This is a genomic window from Streptomyces sp. NPDC058257 (assembly GCF_042881845.1).
Classification (GTDB): Bacteria; Actinomycetota; Actinomycetes; order Streptomycetales; family Streptomycetaceae; genus Streptomyces.
This window is the reverse complement of the sequence record NZ_JBHVXJ010000001.1, coordinates 860,526-876,364: the sequence shown is the minus strand read 5'-3', so window position 1 is coordinate 876,364 and position 15,839 is coordinate 860,526. Positions and strand designations below refer to the sequence as shown.

At 69.3% G+C, this 15,839-nt stretch carries 13 protein-coding genes and 2 pseudogenes; 9 read left to right on the top strand and 6 right to left on the bottom strand.

All coding sequences use genetic code 11. The features are described 5' to 3' along the window. Positions 1–575: 575 nt before the first annotated feature. On the bottom strand, positions 576–1,889 hold the full coding sequence (locus ACFVXC_RS03800) for a phytase (protein WP_389901572.1): 1,314 nt from the start codon (positions 1,887–1,889) through the stop codon (positions 576–578). A gap of 650 nt (positions 1,890–2,539) precedes the next feature. Between ACFVXC_RS03800 and ACFVXC_RS03795 the strand changes: the two genes are divergently transcribed. Genes ACFVXC_RS03795 through ACFVXC_RS03785 form a run of 3 tightly spaced genes read left to right on the top strand, consistent with a single transcriptional unit; the run spans position 2,540 to position 6,431 of the window. Continuing rightward, positions 2,540–3,127 (top strand): hypothetical protein, encoded by a 588-nt coding sequence (locus tag ACFVXC_RS03795; protein ID WP_389901096.1) that lies wholly within the window; start codon positions 2,540–2,542, stop codon positions 3,125–3,127. Further along, positions 3,124–5,313 carry a bifunctional polysaccharide deacetylase/glycosyltransferase family 2 protein gene (locus ACFVXC_RS03790; RefSeq protein ID WP_389901094.1) on the top strand — a complete coding sequence of 730 codons (2,190 nt, stop codon included), beginning with the start codon at positions 3,124–3,126 and terminating at the stop codon, positions 5,311–5,313. Before ACFVXC_RS03795 ends, ACFVXC_RS03790 begins: the two co-directional genes overlap by 4 nt. A 2-nt stretch (positions 5,314–5,315) precedes the next feature. Further along, complete coding sequence (locus tag ACFVXC_RS03785; protein WP_389901092.1) at positions 5,316–6,431, top strand: LCP family protein; 1,116 nt, start codon at positions 5,316–5,318, stop codon at positions 6,429–6,431. A gap of 24 nt (positions 6,432–6,455) precedes the next feature. On the opposite strand, the gene ACFVXC_RS03780 is transcribed toward ACFVXC_RS03785, so the two are convergent. The 3 genes from ACFVXC_RS03780 to ACFVXC_RS03770 form a co-directional block, all read right to left on the bottom strand. Then, positions 6,456–6,590: a hypothetical protein gene (locus ACFVXC_RS03780; RefSeq protein ID WP_389901091.1), complete on the bottom strand. Its 135-nt coding sequence runs from the start codon at positions 6,588–6,590 to the stop codon at positions 6,456–6,458. A 208-nt stretch (positions 6,591–6,798) separates the two neighbouring features. Next, entirely contained in the window at positions 6,799–7,875 is a 1,077-nt protein-coding gene (locus ACFVXC_RS03775; RefSeq protein ID WP_389901571.1) for an endonuclease/exonuclease/phosphatase family protein, read from the bottom strand. 68 nt (positions 7,876–7,943) lie between these two features. Further along, positions 7,944–8,441, bottom strand: coding sequence for a M15 family metallopeptidase (locus tag ACFVXC_RS03770; protein WP_389901090.1), 498 nt, complete (start codon positions 8,439–8,441; stop codon positions 7,944–7,946). A gap of 261 nt (positions 8,442–8,702) precedes the next feature. Here ACFVXC_RS03770 and ACFVXC_RS03765 point away from each other — a divergent pair, with 261 nt between their 5' ends. The 4 genes from ACFVXC_RS03765 (at position 8,703) to ACFVXC_RS03750 (ending at position 13,133) form a co-directional block, all read left to right on the top strand. After that, complete coding sequence (locus tag ACFVXC_RS03765) at positions 8,703–9,386, top strand: response regulator transcription factor (protein ID WP_389901089.1); 684 nt, start codon at positions 8,703–8,705, stop codon at positions 9,384–9,386. Continuing rightward, positions 9,379–10,497 (top strand): sensor histidine kinase, encoded by a 1,119-nt coding sequence (locus ACFVXC_RS03760; RefSeq protein WP_389901087.1) that lies wholly within the window; start codon positions 9,379–9,381, stop codon positions 10,495–10,497. Before ACFVXC_RS03765 ends, ACFVXC_RS03760 begins: the two co-directional genes overlap by 8 nt. Positions 10,498–10,632: 135 nt before the next feature. Continuing rightward, a complete protein-coding gene (locus ACFVXC_RS03755) occupies positions 10,633–11,367 on the top strand; it encodes a S1 family peptidase (protein WP_389901085.1) in 735 nt (244 codons plus the stop codon). A 116-nt stretch (positions 11,368–11,483) separates the two neighbouring features. Beyond that, the gene (locus ACFVXC_RS03750) at positions 11,484–13,133 is read left to right on the top strand and encodes a class I adenylate-forming enzyme family protein (RefSeq protein ID WP_389901083.1); all 1,650 of its coding nucleotides are present in this window, start codon (positions 11,484–11,486) and stop codon (positions 13,131–13,133) included. 46 nt (positions 13,134–13,179) lie between these two features. On the opposite strand, the pseudogene ACFVXC_RS03745 reads toward ACFVXC_RS03750, so the two are convergent. After that, positions 13,180–13,350 (bottom strand): annotated as a pseudogene (locus tag ACFVXC_RS03745) (CorA family divalent cation transporter); the annotation flags it as partial. A 226-nt stretch (positions 13,351–13,576) separates the two neighbouring features. Between ACFVXC_RS03745 and ACFVXC_RS03740 the strand changes: the two are divergent. Next, the gene (locus ACFVXC_RS03740; RefSeq protein ID WP_135331090.1) at positions 13,577–14,017 is read left to right on the top strand and encodes a hypothetical protein; all 441 of its coding nucleotides are present in this window, start codon (positions 13,577–13,579) and stop codon (positions 14,015–14,017) included. A 464-nt stretch (positions 14,018–14,481) separates the two neighbouring features. Next, a complete protein-coding gene (locus ACFVXC_RS03735; RefSeq protein ID WP_389901081.1) occupies positions 14,482–15,387 on the top strand; it encodes a MerR family transcriptional regulator in 906 nt (301 codons plus the stop codon). 136 nt (positions 15,388–15,523) lie between these two features. On the opposite strand, the pseudogene ACFVXC_RS03730 reads toward ACFVXC_RS03735, so the two are convergent. After that, a pseudogene (locus tag ACFVXC_RS03730) lies at positions 15,524–15,718 on the bottom strand (Loki-CTERM sorting domain-containing protein); the annotation flags it as partial. Positions 15,719–15,839 lie beyond the last annotated feature (121 nt).

Below are 15,839 nucleotides of genomic sequence, written 5' to 3'. Positions count from 1 at the left end.
CGTCACCGCACGGATTCCCTCGAAAGAACAGCCGCTGGTTTACGGCACGGCGCGTACTCCCCGGTATTCGCGCAGCGCCGTCTTGATCGGCGAATCCCCCCTCGTGCCCATCGTGATGCCCCTCGTGGTTCCCCCCACGTGGAGAACCGTAGAGCCAAAAGTTTCTAGTGGGTGACTCTTCCAATGGTCTGTCCAAAAATGGTGACGCAGACCTGATGGGCCGTCAACTGTGCGTGACCTCAACAGGTTTCACACGTACCTCAGATGTCAGGTGGCGTCTTCCTTTTTGGACAGGGGGCAGGTGTGCCGATTCCGGGCCGGGTCAGCGGTGCAAGGGGGAAGAGGCGATGGGAACGAGTCAAAGACGGATGATGGGTGCCATTGTCATGTGCCGGACGAGTGCGCCACATGGCGGCGGAGGGAGCGTCTCATTCCGTGTGGTGGGAATTCAGGCCATGGTCGAATCAGCTTTAATTGGTAGCTATTTCAACTTGAAGAAAGCGTTGTCTGTATCGAGACAAGGAGGGTGGCGACCCCCGTGGGGTCGCCACCCTCCTCGCTCGCCTGCCCGTATGTCAGTCGTCGACGGCGTCGAGCACGTCACCCAGATCCACGAACTTGAAGTCCGTGGAAGGCCTTTCGGGGTCACCGGGCGCGTCGTGACCGTCCTGTACGACGAGCAGTCCGTGCGGGTACGCCGAGCCGAGCGGCTCGTTGAGCACCGCGGCGCCGTCGCATTCCTCGGAGCCGTCGAGCGCGGAGGAGGCGGCGGTGACGCGGAAGCCGCCCTCGTACTCGTTGCGCTCCGAGAGCTCGCGGTCGTAGGCGGCGAACGTGTTGTCGCCCTGGCTGGAGGCCAGCAGGTAGCCGTCGCCGCCGTCCTGGTTCAGCAGCGTCAGGCCCTCGACATCGGCCGTGAGGTGCTTGCCGCCGTAGCCGGGGTCGGCGCCCGCGACGCACTCCTCGGTCGATTCGTCGTACGTGCCCGGCACGCCGAACTCACGGACTTTGTCGACGAGTTGCGGCTTGCCGGTCAGATCCGCCCGCAGCCGCCAGATTCCGACGTCCTCCTGGCCCGCGTACAGCGTGCCGTTGGCCGGATCCACGACCATCCCCTCCACCTGCGGCTGCTCGTCCGGCTCACCGCACGGCGACCACGAAGTGCCGTCCGGCAGACGGAAGTCGGCGGGCAGGTCGAGCGTGCGGACCTTGCGGTAGCCGACCGTGCCGCCGTTCTTCGGCGTCAGTTCGAGAAGTGCGACGCGGGTCCGCTCCCGCTGGCTGACCAGGGCGTAGGACCGGCCCGTCGACCGATCCGTCCACATCGCGAGACCGTACGCGGTGCGCTGTTCGTTGATCTCGTCCTGCGAGGACGAGAAGACGGGTGCCGCGGACGGGTCGGTGACGTCGGTGAGCGGGCCGCCCGCGCGGTCCCGGTCGATGCGGTAGACGCGCAGCCGGTCGCTGCCGCGGTCACTGGTCACCGCCAGGTCCGCGCGGCCCGACGACAGGCGCAGACCGTGCACCAGGTCGACGTTGTTGAAACGGCCGGGCGCGTCATCGGGCTCCGGTGCGGCGGGCGCCGGAACGGACTGCACCTCGCGCGCGTGGAGGTCGTATACGCGAAGGCCACCCTGCTTGGCGGTCGCGACGACCAGACTGCGGTCCGGGTCGGCGGGGTTGCGCCAGATCGCCGGGTCGTCGGCGTCGGCGTCGCCGCCCGCTTCGTCGTCGTGCAGGGAGGGGGTCTCGGCGCGCGGCTCCACGGCGGGAAGTGCCGTGGCCGCGAGGGCGCCGGAGCTCAGGGGGATGGTCGCGGCAAGCGCCGTGACGGCGGCGACGAGGGCGAGTCGGCCGTAAGAAGGCGGATTTCTGCGGGACTTGGCCATGGAGGGGATCCTCTCTGTCATGGATCTGTCATGGACTGCCATGGGCGGTGTTACGGGCGAGTAATGACAGAGAGCACTCTGTGATCTTGCCGTGAAGGGTTCCTGGCAGGTATGGCGTCGCCCAGCGGGCCGTGAGGTGAACGGGCGGTGTCGCCTCCTTCCGGCTCCACGGCTGAAGGCGGCTGGATTGTTGCCCCGTAAACGGCCTGTTGCCGCGCCTTCCGGGTGACCGGCGCCACGGCCCGTTCGGGGGTGCCCGACTCCGTCCGCCCGAGTAGGGTCGGGGGCTGCGTGATGGCTGACGGCCGCACCCTGGCCTCCCGGCCCTTGTGAGGGCCCATGCGTACATGGCCTTCCCGGCCCCACCCGGGAAGGGCGCACCGCATGCGCGCGTACGGGAGATCTCCGTACGCGCAGGGCACCGGGATGCGGCTCCGACGTCTCTCGCGGGCAGTACGTCTCACCAGCAGTGCAGCGGACCTCCGGGCCCGTACCCCCCACACAAAGAGTCGCGCGTGCGCGGCCGCAGATCAGGAGCACCAGTGCAGGGCATCCCCCACATAGCCAGCACACCGCACGACGGGCGATTGTCGTCCATACCCCCGTGCCCGCCGAGCGCGCCCGGACGGGCGCAGCACCCGAGTCGGGACATGACGCAGCGGCAGTATCCGAGCCGGGACGTGCCGCAGCGGGAGCACCCGAGCCGGGACGTGCCGCAGCGGCAGTATCCGAGCCGGGACATGCCGCAGCGGGAGCACCCGAGTCGGGACATGACGCAGCGGCAGTATCCGAGCCGGGACATGACGCAGCGGGAGCACCCGAGTCGGGACATGACGCAGCGGCAGTATCCGAGCCGGGACATGACGCAGCGGGAACACGCGAGCCGGGACGTGCCGCAGCGGGAGCACCCGAGCCGGGACATGACGCAGCGCGTGCCGCACCAGGCGGCGGCGCCTCGGATGCCCCCGGTGGCGCGGCGTCCACAGCCCGCCGCCCCTCAGATCCCCGTATTCATCGACCATTCGGGCTGGCGCAGGCGGACGCTTCAGGGCATGGCGCTGGTCGTCGGTGTCGCCTGCCTCGGGTATCTGCTGTTCGTCGGAGCGCTGATCAGCGGACTCCGGCAGCCGGTCGGCACGCAGCCGCCGAGCATGAACGGAACGGCGACTTCCGGCCCGGACGCCGGACGGCCTCCGGCTGACAGATCCGACCCGCCGGCCGGAGGCCCGAAGCAGTGAGCAGGCGCGCCGAGGGCGTCCGTCGCCCGCCGCGCGGACACTGGCTCGTGCTCCTGCTCGTCCTCCTGGTAGTCGCCGTCACCCTCCTCTTCGAGGGCTGGACGACCCACCAGGTCGACGCCGCGCGCACCAAACCGCTGTGCACCCGGCCGATCCCGCGTCAGGCGGACGACGGTAAGCCGCTGCTGCGCTTCGGCCCCACGGGGGCGGCCGCCACCGCGGCCATGCCCCCGCGGACGGTCGCGCTCACCTTCGACGGCGGGCCCGACCCCGAGTGGACGCCGCGCCTGCTCGACCTGCTGCGCAGGCACCACGCGCACGCGACCTTCTTCGTCTACGGGAAGGACGTGGCCCGGCACCCGAAGCTGATGCGGCGGATCGTTCGCGAGGGCCACGAAGTCGGCTCGTACACCTACAGCGGCGGAGACCTGGGCGTGGCGTCGCCGCTGCGCGCACGCCTCGAACTGTCGCTCACCCAGTCCGCTCTCGCGGGTGCGGCAGGCATCAACACCACCCTGCTGCGGCTGCCGCACACCACGGCCGCCGACACGCTCTGCGGTGCCGAGTGGACGGCCGCGCAGGACGCGGCGGGGCAGGGGTACCTGGTGGTCGCATCGGATCACAAGGACCGCAAGCCGTGGCGAGGCCTTGTGACTCAGCACAGCCAGACCGACCTCGGCTACCGCGAGGCCGAGGACCTGCTGGGGGACCGCGGCGTGAAACGGTTCACCACGGTCAGCGGCGGTCTCGACCGTCCCTCCTTCCTCACCCAGGCCCCGGTCGGCCAGGAGGTCAAGGGTGTGGGCCTGCTCTGGTCGCAGCGGCTCGGGCAGGCGTTCCTCACCGTGATGGTGTGGACGCTGACACTCACGGGCGTGCTCGGCGTCCTGCGGATGCTCCTGTTCATGTTGTTCGCCCGGCTGCATGTGCGCAGGCTCCACCGGTACCGGCCGGGCGCACCACGCCTTCGCGAGGTGCGGGACCCGGTGACGGTCCTGGTGCCCGCGTACAACGAGGAGGCCGGTATCGCCTCCACCGTGTACTCGCTGCTCGCCTCCACGCATCCGCACTTCCAGATCATCGTGATCGACGACGGCTCGACCGACGCCACCGCCGACATCGCCGAGGGCATCGACGATCCGCGGGTGACGGTGATCCGCCAGCCCAACGGCGGCAAGCCGAGTGCCCTCAACACCGGTCTGGGGTACGCCCGGCACGACATCGTCGTCATGGTCGACGCGGACACCATCTTCGAGCCCGAGGCGCTGGCCCGCCTCGTCCAGCCGCTCGCCCACCCGGCGGTCGGCGCGGTCAGCGGCAACACCAAGGTCGGCAACCGGCGCCGACTGCTCGGCAAGTGGCAGCACCTGGAGTATGTGCTCGGCTTCAACCTCGACCGCCGGATGTTCGAAGTCCTGGAGTGCATGCCGACGGTTCCGGGGGCGATCGGCGCCTTCCGCAGGGACGCGCTGATGGGCGTCGGTGGCGTCAGCGACGAGACCCTGGCCGAGGACACCGACCTCACGATGGCGCTCTGGCGGGCCGGATGGCGCGTCGTCTACGCGGAGTCCGCGGTTGCCTGGACCGAAGTGCCCAGTACGCTGCGGCAGTTGTGGCGCCAGCGCTACCGCTGGTGCTACGGCACCCTCCAGTCGATGTGGAAGCACCGCCACGCGGTGACGGAGGTCGGCCCCGGCGGACGCTTCGCCCGCCGCGTGCTGCTCTACGTCACGCTGTTCCAGATCGTGCTTCCGCTGTGCGCTCCGGTCGTGGACATGTTCGCCCTGTACGGGGCGCTGTTCCGGGACCCCGTGGAGGCCGGACTCGTCTGGTTCGCCTTCCTCTCCGTCCAGTTGGTCACCGCCGCGTACGCGCTGCGGCTCGACCGCGAACGGCTGCGCGTGCTGTGGGTGCTGCCGCTCCAGCAGTTCGTCTACCGGCAGTTGATGTACCTCGTGGTCATCCACTCCGTGACCACGGCGCTGCTCGGCACGCGCCTGAAGTGGCACAGCATGCTCCGCACCGGAACCGCGGACCCGTATCTGCTCGATGCGCCGCTGGATGCGCCGCCCGGACGTCTCTCCGAAGAGATGTCCGCAGAGGCGCCCGGCGATCCGGTCGACGAGGGAGCGGGGAACCGGCGAGGGACCGTGCGAGTCGGACCCGGTAATGACCAAGGGAGTTGACCATGGCAGACGCGCTTGACCAACGGGCCGAAGAGGACCCGTACGCGGCCCCGAACAGCTCCTCCACCGCGCGTGAGCGGTTCGCCGACCGCCCGAGCTCCCACTATGGCCCCCGGCGCGCCCACGCCCGGCAGCCGAAGAAGCGAAAGCGGCTGCGGCGGGTGGTACTCCTCCTGCTGGCCTCCGTGATCGTCGCGGCGGGCGGCACCTACGGCTGGGCCGAGACCCGGCTCGACCGTGACGTCGACCTCGGCGCGTACGGGGACCGTCCGCCGCCCGGCGAGGGCACCAACTACCTGGTCGTGGGCTCGGACAGCCGCGACGGGCTCTCCGAGGGCGACGTGCGGGACCTGCACGCCGGAGGAGGCGGCGGACGGCGCACCGACTCGATGATGCTGCTGCACACCGGCGCCAACGGAAGCAGCATGGTCAGCCTGCCGCGCGACTCCTGGGTCACTCTGCCCGGCCGCCTCGACACGACGACGGGCAAGACGAAGAGACCCGAGGGGGACAAACTGAACGCCGCGTTCTCCTACGGCGGCCCCGAACTCCTCGTGCACACCGTCGAGCAGAACACCGGCCTGCGCATCGACCACTACGCGGAGATCGGCTTCGCCGGGTTCGTGAACATCGTCGACGCCATCGGCGGCGTCCGGATGTGCCTGGACAGGGACATCAAGGACAAGAAGTCGGGCGCCGACCTGCGCAAGGGGTGTCACACCCTGAGCGGCAAGCAGGCGCTCGCCTTCGTCCGTCAGCGGCACCAGGAGAGGGAGGGCGATCTGGGCCGGTCGAGGAACCAGCAGAAGTTCCTGTCGACCCTCGCCCACCAGGCCGCCCGCCCCGGCACCCTCTTCGACCCGACGGAGATCGGCCCGGCCATGGAGGCGGGGCTCGACACGCTCATCGTCGACAAGGACATGAGCCTGCGCGACCTCAGCGAGATGTTCCGCGCCGTGCAGAGCGTCTCGGGCGGACACGGCAAGCGGATCAACGTGCCCGTGTCCGGCTTCGGCGTCCCCACGTCCAAGGGCAACGTACTGAAGTGGGACGCGAAGAGGTCGACCCGGCTCTTCGACGACTTGCGGCACGACCGCGTGGTGACGGAGGACGGGTGAGTCGCGCCGGAACGGCACGGCCGCCTACGGCACCCGCTCAACTGCCTTGGTCTCGACCTCGATGAGCGGCGCGTCCCGGGTGAGCTCCCGCAACCCGACGCTGTAGTACGGGCCGCGTGCCTGGGGGCGCCCCGGCGCCCCCAGGCAGCCGACCGTCATGTGAACGGATCAGGCCGCCCGCGCCAAGCGTCCAGACCACCCCGACCATGCCGCGCGCTGGTCGACGCGGTCATCGAGCCGCGGTCCGGTCTCACCTGATACGCCAGATAGGCGTCGGTGACGTCGTTCACGGCCCCGCCGCCACGGCTCCGTCGCCACGGCGCACCTGATGCGGAAGACGGAAGACCGCGCGGCACGGGCGTGCCCCTCACCACCTGATGCCGGCCGCCACCGGCCGGTGATCGCTGCCCGTGGCCGGAAGGACCCACGAGCTGTCCGGCTCCACACCCCGGACCAGGATCTGGTCGATCCGCGCCACCGGGAACCTCGCCGGCCAGCTGAAGCCGAAGCCGTCCCCGGCCGACTCCTGGGCCGAGCGCAGGTGAGAGGTGAGGCCGGTGAACGCGCGGTCGTCCATGGTGCCGTTCAGGTCGCCGAGCAGCACCATCCGCTCGTTGCGCTCGGCGGCGACGGCCTTGGCGAGCGCCTGCACGCCGCGGTTCCGGTCGTCCGTCCCGAAGCCGCTCTTGGGAAGCACCCGCACGGACCCCAGATGGGCCACGTACACCGCCAGCGGACCCCGGTCCGTGGCCACCGTGGTGCGCAGCGCCCGGTTGTCGGCCATCTTGTCCTCGGTCGGCTTGGTGTCCCCCAGCGGCCCGACGTCCTGCCCGGTGTCGACCGGCCGGGTGTCCGACAGCGGCAGCTTGCTCCACAGTCCGACCGTGCCCTGCACCGTGTGGTGCGGATACGCCTTCGCCAGTTCCTTCTCGTACAGCGGCTTCGCCTGTGGGGTGATCTCCTCCAGGGCCAGCAAGTCCGCGCCGGACGCGGCGAGTTCGCGGGCGGTGCCGACCGGGTCGGGGTTGTCGGCGTCGACGTTGTGACTGGCCACGGTGAGATCGCTGCCCGAGGGGTGGGACTTGTCGACGAGCAGCCCGCCGAAGAGGCCCAGCCACACCACGGCCGGTATCAGCAGCGCGAGAACCGCGGAGGCCGAGCGGCGCCACAGTGCCCCGGCGAGGAGCACCGGAACGAACAGACCGAACCACGGCAGGAAGGTCTCCAGCAGGCTGCCGAGGCCCCCGCGGTCCGTGAACTGTGCGTGCAGCAGCATGAGCAGGCCGAGCAGCAGCGCAAGCGCCGCGAGCACCAGGCCGCGCTTCCAGGGCTCCGGTCGGGAGCAGGCGCGGATCGCCCGGCGGATGCCCGTCTGCTCCACGGCGTCGGTCTCCACGGCGTCGGCCTCCACGGCGTCGGCCTCCGCCGTGTGGGCCTTCGCCATGTGGGCCTTCGCCGTGTCGGCCTGCACGATCGTCTGGCCTGGCTCATTGCGCTCACTATCGGTACCGGTCACTTCTGCATCCTCGGGTCCTGGGTGGGGTCGGTGTACATCTGCGGGCAGCCGTCATCGATCGCTTCGGAGCGCAGCTCGTAGTGCCAGGGTTCGTTCCGGTAGATCTGGCAGAGCCCGTAATCGGGGCCGTGTTCGGACAGCCACGCCGTCGCGTTGGAGCGTCCGATGTCGACCGCCTCCCCCGACACGTGAGGGGACGTCTTGGCGGTGGCCACCCACCGGGCTGCCTCGGCTTCGGACCCGTACTTGGTTACCGCCTCGCGAAGAAGCTGGTCCTGGTACTCCGGGGAACGCCAGCCGCTGTTGACTGAGAAGCGGACTCCGTCACCCTCGGCATTCTTCGCGGCCTGGCGGAGGGCCTCCAGTAATTCCGGATCGAGCTTGGCCACGGCCGGAACACCGTCGTCGAAGACCGTCGTGCCGTCGGGAACGGCGCCGTCGGCCTCGCCCAGCGCACCGCCGTCCTCACCCGGAGGGCCTTTCGAAGGCGACACGGCGGGGGAATCCGAGGAAGACGAGGCAGGAGAGGCAGACGAGGAGGACGAGGAATTCTGTGCCTGATAGCCGAGGGTCGCGGCGATCGCCGCTGTGGCGGCTATGAGGCCGGCGACAAGACGCCGTTGAATCCGGGAATTCATTGTCCGTGCTGCTGGCAGGGTGTGATTCATGCCGCCAGTCAAGGCAGAGCGGTGTTGCCGGCTCGTATGGGCTTTTCGATACGCCGACGATATGTACCGGCTCGTAGCATTGAGAGCATGCGTGTGTTGATCGTCGAAGACGAGCCCTTTCTGGCGGAAGCCATTCGCGACGGCCTGCGTCTGGAGGCGATCGCGGCCGACATCGCAGGTGACGGCGGCACAGCCTGGGAACTCCTGAGCGTCAACGCCTACGACATCGCTGTCCTCGACCGCGACATCCCGGGGCCGTCCGGTGACGAGATCGCCCGCCGCATCGTCGACTCGGGCAGCGGCATGCCGATCCTCATGCTCACCGCGGCCGACCGTATCGACGACAAGGCATCCGGGTTCGAGCTCGGTGCCGACGACTACCTCACGAAACCGTTCGAACTCCAAGAACTGGCGCTCCGGATCAGAGCACTCGACCGCAGACGCGCCCACCACAGACCCCCCGTGCGAGAGATCGCGGGTCTGCGGCTCGACCCGTTCCGCCGCGAGGTCTACCGCGACGGCCGCTATGTCGCGCTGACCAGGAAGCAGTTCGCCGTACTCGAAGTCCTCATCGCCGCCGAAGGCGGTGTCGTCAGCGCCGAGGAACTCCTGGAACGCGCGTGGGACACGAACGCCGACCCGTTCACCAACGCCGTGCGCATCACCGTCTCGGCACTGCGCAAACGGCTCGGCGAACCCTGGATCATCGCCACCGTGCCGGGCGTCGGCTACCGCATCGACTCCGGATGTGAGGGAGAGGAGCGTGGATAGGCGGCCTGGTGTGAGCGTCCGCGTCAAACTCACCCTCAGCTACGCCGGGTTCCTCATGCTGGCTGGCGCGCTGCTGATGGCGGCGGTGTGGGTCTTCCTCCTGCGGTACGTCCCCGACCGGGCCATGCTCATCAACCCCGACGACACCCCCGGAGGAGTCTTTCCCGTCAGGTCCCAACTCCTGCGCGTTTTCGCCCCGAGGGCGGCTGCGGTAATGGCGATCCTGCTGGTCCTCGGCCTCGGGGGAGGGTGGCTCCTCGCCGGCCGCATGCTCGCCCCGCTGACCCGCATCACGCGCGCCACCCGCATGGCCACCGCCGGATCACTCTCCCACCGAGTCCGGCTGGCGGACAGGAACGACGAGTTCCGGGAACTCGCCGACGCCTTCGACGCGATGCTCGCCCGGCTCGAATCGCACGTCGCCGGACAGCAGCGATTCGCGGCCAACGCCTCACACGAGTTGCGCACCCCGCTGGCGATCTCGAAGGCACTGCTCGACGTGGCCCGCACCGACCCGGACCACGACACCGGCGAACTCGTCGACCGTCTCCACGCCGTCAACACCCGGGCCATCGACCTCACCGAGGCACTGCTCCTGCTCAGCCGCGCCGACCAGCGGTCCTTCACGCGTGAACACGTCGACCTGTCCCTCATGGCGGAAGAGGCCACCGAGACACTCCTGCCCCTCGCGGAACAACGCGGCGTAACCCTGGACACCAGCGGCGACATCGCCCCCGCGACCGGATCGCAGGCGCTCCTGCTGCAGCTGACCACGAACCTCGTGCACAACGCGATCATCCACAACCTGCCCGAACAGGGCAGCGTGTGGGTCCGTACAGGCGTCAGGACCGGCGGCGTCCGCCCCAGGACCGTGGTGCTCACTGTCGAGAACACCGGTGAGCGGCTCACCCCGGAGATGGCCTCGACACTCACCGAACCGTTCCAGCGCGGCACCGAACGCGTACACGCCGACCACACGGGAGTCGGCCTCGGCCTGGCGATCGTCAACACCATCACCCGCGCACACGACGGAACGCTCACCCTCGCCCCGCGCCCTGCCGGCGGACTCCGTATCACCGTGGAACTACCCGCGACGCCCCCGCACAGTTGAGATCATTCGGAGCCATTCAAACCACCCGGAACCATCTGGGATCACCTAGGACCACCTGGAACCATCTGGTCCTATCGGGTATCTATCCACCAGTACGTAGTACGGCCGGTATCCCGAAGAGAGGAACTGCTCCGGATGGTGCGTCGTCGACTCCGAGTCCTGCTGAGCGCCCTGCTGCTGGTGACAGGCGTGGTGATGTCGTCCGCACCGGCCTCCGCCGTCATCGGCGGGTCGAAGGCCACGTATGCCCCCTGGGCGGTGCGCATGCTTGTCGACGGCAAACCGGCGTGCACAGGGACGGCGGTCACCCGCCGGTGGATCCTCAGCGCATCGCACTGCTTCTTCGAGCAGGGGCAGCCGGTCGCCGCCAAGCGGATCTCGTTCCGCGTCGGCGACCTCGACATGCGCAAGGGCGCCACGGTCCATCCGCTGCCCGGTAAGCGCGCGGGGAGCGCGAAGGCCGACATGCTGCTCATCAAGGTTCCGAAGATGAAGATCCGCCCGGCGCGGCTGTCCACGGCCGCTGTCCACCCCGGCCGGGACGTGCGCCAGTACGGATGGGGCGCCACCTGCACCAGCGATGAGAACACCTGTCAGTCTCCGGTGCTCAAGCAGTCGCACCTGCGGGTCGTACGGCCCGACGACCCCCGATGCGAGGGTCACACGGCACCGGGCGGCTCGGACTTCTGCATGAAGAAGGTGTCAGGGATCCCTGCAGGCGGCGACTCCGGAGGCCCGGTGATGAGCATCGCCCCACGCGGGAAGGAGACCCTCCTCGGTGTCTTCGACGGCTCCGACCGGGAGAAGGTCGCCGAGGCCGGGGAGATCTCCCAGCAACTCGCCTGGATCCGTTCCGTCGTCCGGCGGTAGTACGGGCGCGAGAGCCGACCGCCCGTCCCGAAGCGGGGCATGGTACTCCGGCGGCCGGTGGCCGAAGTTGCCCCCTGTGCGGCCACGGTCTCTGAGCGGCATGTTTGCATATGCCCATGATCATTAACGCGCGGCAAACAAACGCGCAGCAGACATCCGAGCCGCGGACGTACGTGGACCGCGTCCTGGAGCACTGGCACAAGGACGAGGACGTCGAGGCGCTCGTCCAGGGTGCGCAGCGGCTGACTCGGGGAGAGGCTCGGCGGCGGCTCTTCCGGCTGGGGCACGCGCTGCGCGGCCAGGGGCTCGAACCCGGCGATGGAGTGGGGCTGTTCCTGGCCAACCGTGTGGACTCCGTCCTCGTGCAGCTCGCGGTCCATCTCATCGGCTGCCGCGTCGTGTTCCTGCCGCCCGAGCCGGGGCCCGGGGAGCTCGCCGCGCTGGTCGAGCAGTCCCGGGCGCGCGCCGTGGTCACCGACCCGCTCTTCGCCCAGCGGGCCGCCGACGCGGCCAACCGAAGTGTCCATGCGCCTGTGCTGCTCAGCCTCGGGCCCTGTGAGCAGCCGTGCACGGACCTGCTGGCCCTGGAGGCCGAGTGCCCGGCGGTGCGCCCCGAGGGCGTGCCCGCCCCGGGAGCGGACGAGGCCGTCACTGTTCTCTACACCGGCGGCACCCTGGGCCGCCCCAAGCTCGCCGCGCACAGCCACCGCCTCTACGACGCGCTGGTGGGCCTGGTGAAGGACGCCCCGCAGGACTCCCGCCCCGCGGTCTTCCCGGCCATGAACGCGGGCACGGACAGGGTTCTCGCCTCCACCCTGCTCACGCACGGCAGCGGCCACCTCACCGCGGTGCAGGCTCTGGTGACAGGGTCAGTCCTCGTCGTACTGCCCGAGTTCGAGGCGAGTGCGGCGCTGACGGTGCTGCGCGAGGAGCGGATCACCGCCACCATGTTCGTGCCGCCGATGCTGTACGCGCTTCTCGACCACCCGGAGTGCGTGCCGGGCGCTCTCCCCGCACTGCGGCGGATCGCCGTCGGCGGCGCGGCCTCGTCACCGAGCCGGCTGCAGCAGGCGGTCGAGGTCTTCGGTCCGGTGCTCAGCCAGGGCTATGGGCAGTCGGAGGCGCTCGGTATCGCCGTGTTCGGTGCGGACGAACTCGCCTCGAAGGGAGCCGAGCGGCCCGAGCTCTGGCGCAGCTGCGGTCGTGCGATATCCGACACCCGGATCGAGATCCGTGGTGAGGAAGGTGAGGACAGCGCGGCGGCGCTCCCCGTCAGGCAGGTCGGCGAGGTGTGTGTCAGTGGCGAGACGGTGATGCTCGGCTACTTCGAGGATCCGGAGCGCACCGCGCAGGCGCTGCACGACGGCTGGTTGCGCACCGGGGACATGGGCTATCTCGACGCCGAGGGGTACCTCTATCTCGTCGACAGGGCCAAGGACATCATCGTCACCGGCAGCACCAGCGACAACGTCTACTCCAGGGTCCTGGAGGACTTCCTGCTCACGCTGCCCGGCGTACGCAACGCGGCGGCCCTCGGCGTGCCGGACGAGGAGTTCGGGGAGGCCGTACAGATCTTCCTGGCCACGGCCGAGGACACTGACGTGGACCCGGAGGCGGTCGGCGCGGCGGTGACCGCCGAGTTGGGAGAGTTGTACACGCCCCGCAAGACGGTGCTCCTCGACCAGTTGCCGACGACCAAGGTCGGCAAGGTGGACAAGAAGGCGCTGCGCGCGGAGTGGACGAGCGGGGCGATGGCTACGCCGTAGACGCCGCTGTACCAGGCGGCCCGTCCCTTCCCTACAGCCAGTCCCGCTACTTGAAGATGAAGTACAAGCTCACGCACACCACCGCCATCAGCCCGATCGCGAACGGATAGCCGAACGTCCAGTGCGACTCGGGCATCGTCTCGAAGTTCATCCCGTAGACCGTTCCCACCAGCGTGGGCGCGAAGAGAATGGCGGCCCACGAAGAGATCTTCTTGAAGACGTCACTCTCACGCCGCTGACCTGCGGAAATCGGCCAGGGATGTGCTCTGGCCTGCGGCGATCCATCTTCCGGCCCTTGCGCCGTGCTGCCTGTTGCCGCGGCCGATGCTCCCCAGCCGCTCCCCATGGGCTTGTCGTCGATAAAGCCGGCCTGGTGTCGCAGCGCTGTTGGCCGACCGGGGCCCTGGTGCGTGGGTGGCGGCCGGGCAGGCTAGTTTGCCTGGATGAGTCTTCTTGATGATGTGGCTGAGCGCGACGGCTGGCGGTGCTGGGTGTGTGACGAACCGGTCGACCCCGACGAGTCGGTGAACGACCCGCGGGGGCCCAGTGTCGACAGCCGGACCGCCGATCGGAAGGCCAAGGTCGCCGAGCGGCTCGCGCACCGCGGGTGCAATAGCCGCAAGGGTGCGGTCAAGGTGGTCATCGCCTGGCCGGAGCGCCTGTACGTAGTCGAACCCGCGCCGCTGATCGCCGTTGGCGACAGGCTGGAGCGCAAGGGGGGCCGCGAGATGGTGGGCCGTTGTCCGACCCGGAAGGACGCCCAAGAGGCGGCGGATTGGCTGGTGGACCGGTTCTCCCGACTGCTGCCGGGGGTGCCGGTGACCGCCGGCATCGAGGCGGGCGGCGGCCAGTTCCTCGTCATCCTGGCCACCGGCCGCCGCTGACCGGAGGTCACCCCTCAGCCCAAGACGGCCGACGCCGGGGCGCGGTGGCCGGAGCAGGTGAACGGGCCTGCGACGCCCCGCTAACAGCAGTAGCGCAGCAGCAGCGCAGCAGTGCGGGCCGCCACCCGGCGAGGCGGCGGCCCGCACTGCTGGGTTCACGCCTCGGAGGGACCGGGGTTCCAGACGCGAGGACGGGGTGGCGGCCTCGGGCTGTGTTCGCGGCCAGGGGCGAGGGACTGGGGTGCGGTGTTTTCGGCCGGAGTCGTTGCTGCCCGCGGTGGCTGTGAACGCGCCTGCCCTCCTGCGGGTGTCCTGGCAGAGGGCGGACCATCGCTACCCATCGCTACGGAGAAGGGGGTACTTCCCCTTGCACGGATGCCGGGCGGAGTGGCTCGGGTTGCACCTTCCGTAGCGGCATGTGGTCCGGTGGATCACGTCCCGCCCACTGAGGAAGGCCCCTGCTCATGTATTCGTCCTTCATCCCGCAGCGCCAGGTCAAGATCGGTGACGCGGCCGCCTTCGTCGGCACCACACCGCGGGCGATCCGTCACTACCACGAGATCGGCCTGCTCCCCGAGCCCGAGCGGGGCAGCGACGACCGCCGCCGCTACGGCCACGAAGACATGATCCGGCTGCTGTGGATCCGCAAGATGGCCGACGCCGGGATCGCGCTGGACGACATCCGTGACGCCTTCGCCGACACGGCTTCCGCCGGTGCCGACAGCGACGATGGCATCGCGAGCATCCTGGAACGGCTGGAGGAAACCCTCGTCGCCCAGGAAGCGGAACTGCGGCGGCAGCGGACTGCCGTGCAGCGCATGCGTACCGAGGGCAGCAGGATGGGTCTGCTCTCCGACTTCGTCACCAGCCGCCTCAAGAGCCTGCCCAAGGGCTCCCTGCGCCGGGCGGACCTGGACAGCCTGCTGGTCACCGAGCGGATCTTCGGCCCGCTCGGTGCGGCCGTCCAGGCCACCCGTTTTATCGCCCTGGCCACTCACCCGGGTCTGCGGGAGGACTCCGACCGTGTTGATGCCGCCGAGGAGGCACTCGATGACACGATCGCTGTCGATGACCCCCGCGTGGCCCGGGTGGCTGCCGAACGGCACGCCTTCGAGAAAGCGATACAAGCCGTCATCGAGGATTCCGGCCTGGCGGAGAGCGACGACGCGCTCTTCGACTCCTGGGACGCTTTGCACCCCGTTACCGCTGACGAGGGTGAGGACGAGATCGGCCAAAGCTCTGGCGGGCGGCAAGAGTCCATGAGCGCATTCGAAGCCACAGGCAAGATGCCCTACGACTTCTCCCCGGCCCGCCTGCGCTGCATGGAATTGGCCGGAGAACTCGCCGCTCACGAGTCACCCGCTTCCTAGGAGAATCACCCGCTTCCTAAGACATGGCCTGGGCGGCAAGGCGCTCCCTGGTGCCGCGCCTTCTCCCCAGAGGGTCAGAACGGGCTCTCCGGGTCGGCCGCGTACGCGAAGCGGATTGAGAGCCTCGTGCCCGGCGCTAAAGCCAATCCCGCCGCTTGAAGATGAAGTACAGACTCACGCACACCGCCGCCATCAGCAAAATCGCGAACGGATACCCGGCCGCCCACTTCAGCTCGGGCATCGTCTCGAAGTTCATCCCGTAGATCGTCCCCACCAACGTGGGTGCAAACAAGATGGCCGCCCACAACGAGATCTTCTTGAAGCTGTCGTCTGTGCGGGGCTGACCTGCGGAATCTGCCTGGTGACCCGAATTGGCCTGCGGTGATCAGTGTTTCCGGCTCTTTCGCCGTGCTGCCCGTTTGTACGGTCGCTTCTCCCCAGGCGCTCCCCAA

Excerpts from the sequence above, each read along its gene's own strand:
- ACFVXC_RS03755 (WP_389901085.1), top strand. The coding sequence starts at position 10,633 with ATGGTGCGTCGTCGACTCCGAGTCCTGCTGAGCGCCCTGCTGCTGGTG.
- ACFVXC_RS03735 (WP_389901081.1), top strand. The coding sequence starts at position 14,482 with ATGTATTCGTCCTTCATCCCGCAGCGCCAGGTCAAGATCGGTGACGCG.
- ACFVXC_RS03765 (WP_389901089.1), top strand. The coding sequence starts at position 8,703 with ATGCGTGTGTTGATCGTCGAAGACGAGCCCTTTCTGGCGGAAGCCATT.
- ACFVXC_RS03740 (WP_135331090.1), top strand. The coding sequence starts at position 13,577 with ATGAGTCTTCTTGATGATGTGGCTGAGCGCGACGGCTGGCGGTGCTGG.
- ACFVXC_RS03795 (WP_389901096.1), top strand. The coding sequence starts at position 2,540 with ATGACGCAGCGGCAGTATCCGAGCCGGGACGTGCCGCAGCGGGAGCAC.
- ACFVXC_RS03750 (WP_389901083.1), top strand. The coding sequence starts at position 11,484 with ATGATCATTAACGCGCGGCAAACAAACGCGCAGCAGACATCCGAGCCG.
- ACFVXC_RS03800 (WP_389901572.1), bottom strand. The coding sequence starts at position 1,889 with ATGGCCAAGTCCCGCAGAAATCCGCCTTCTTACGGCCGACTCGCCCTC.
- ACFVXC_RS03785 (WP_389901092.1), top strand. The coding sequence starts at position 5,316 with ATGGCAGACGCGCTTGACCAACGGGCCGAAGAGGACCCGTACGCGGCC.
- ACFVXC_RS03775 (WP_389901571.1), bottom strand. The coding sequence starts at position 7,875 with ATGGCGAAGGCCCACACGGCGGAGGCCGACGCCGTGGAGGCCGACGCC.
- ACFVXC_RS03780 (WP_389901091.1), bottom strand. The coding sequence starts at position 6,590 with ATGACGGTCGGCTGCCTGGGGGCGCCGGGGCGCCCCCAGGCACGCGGC.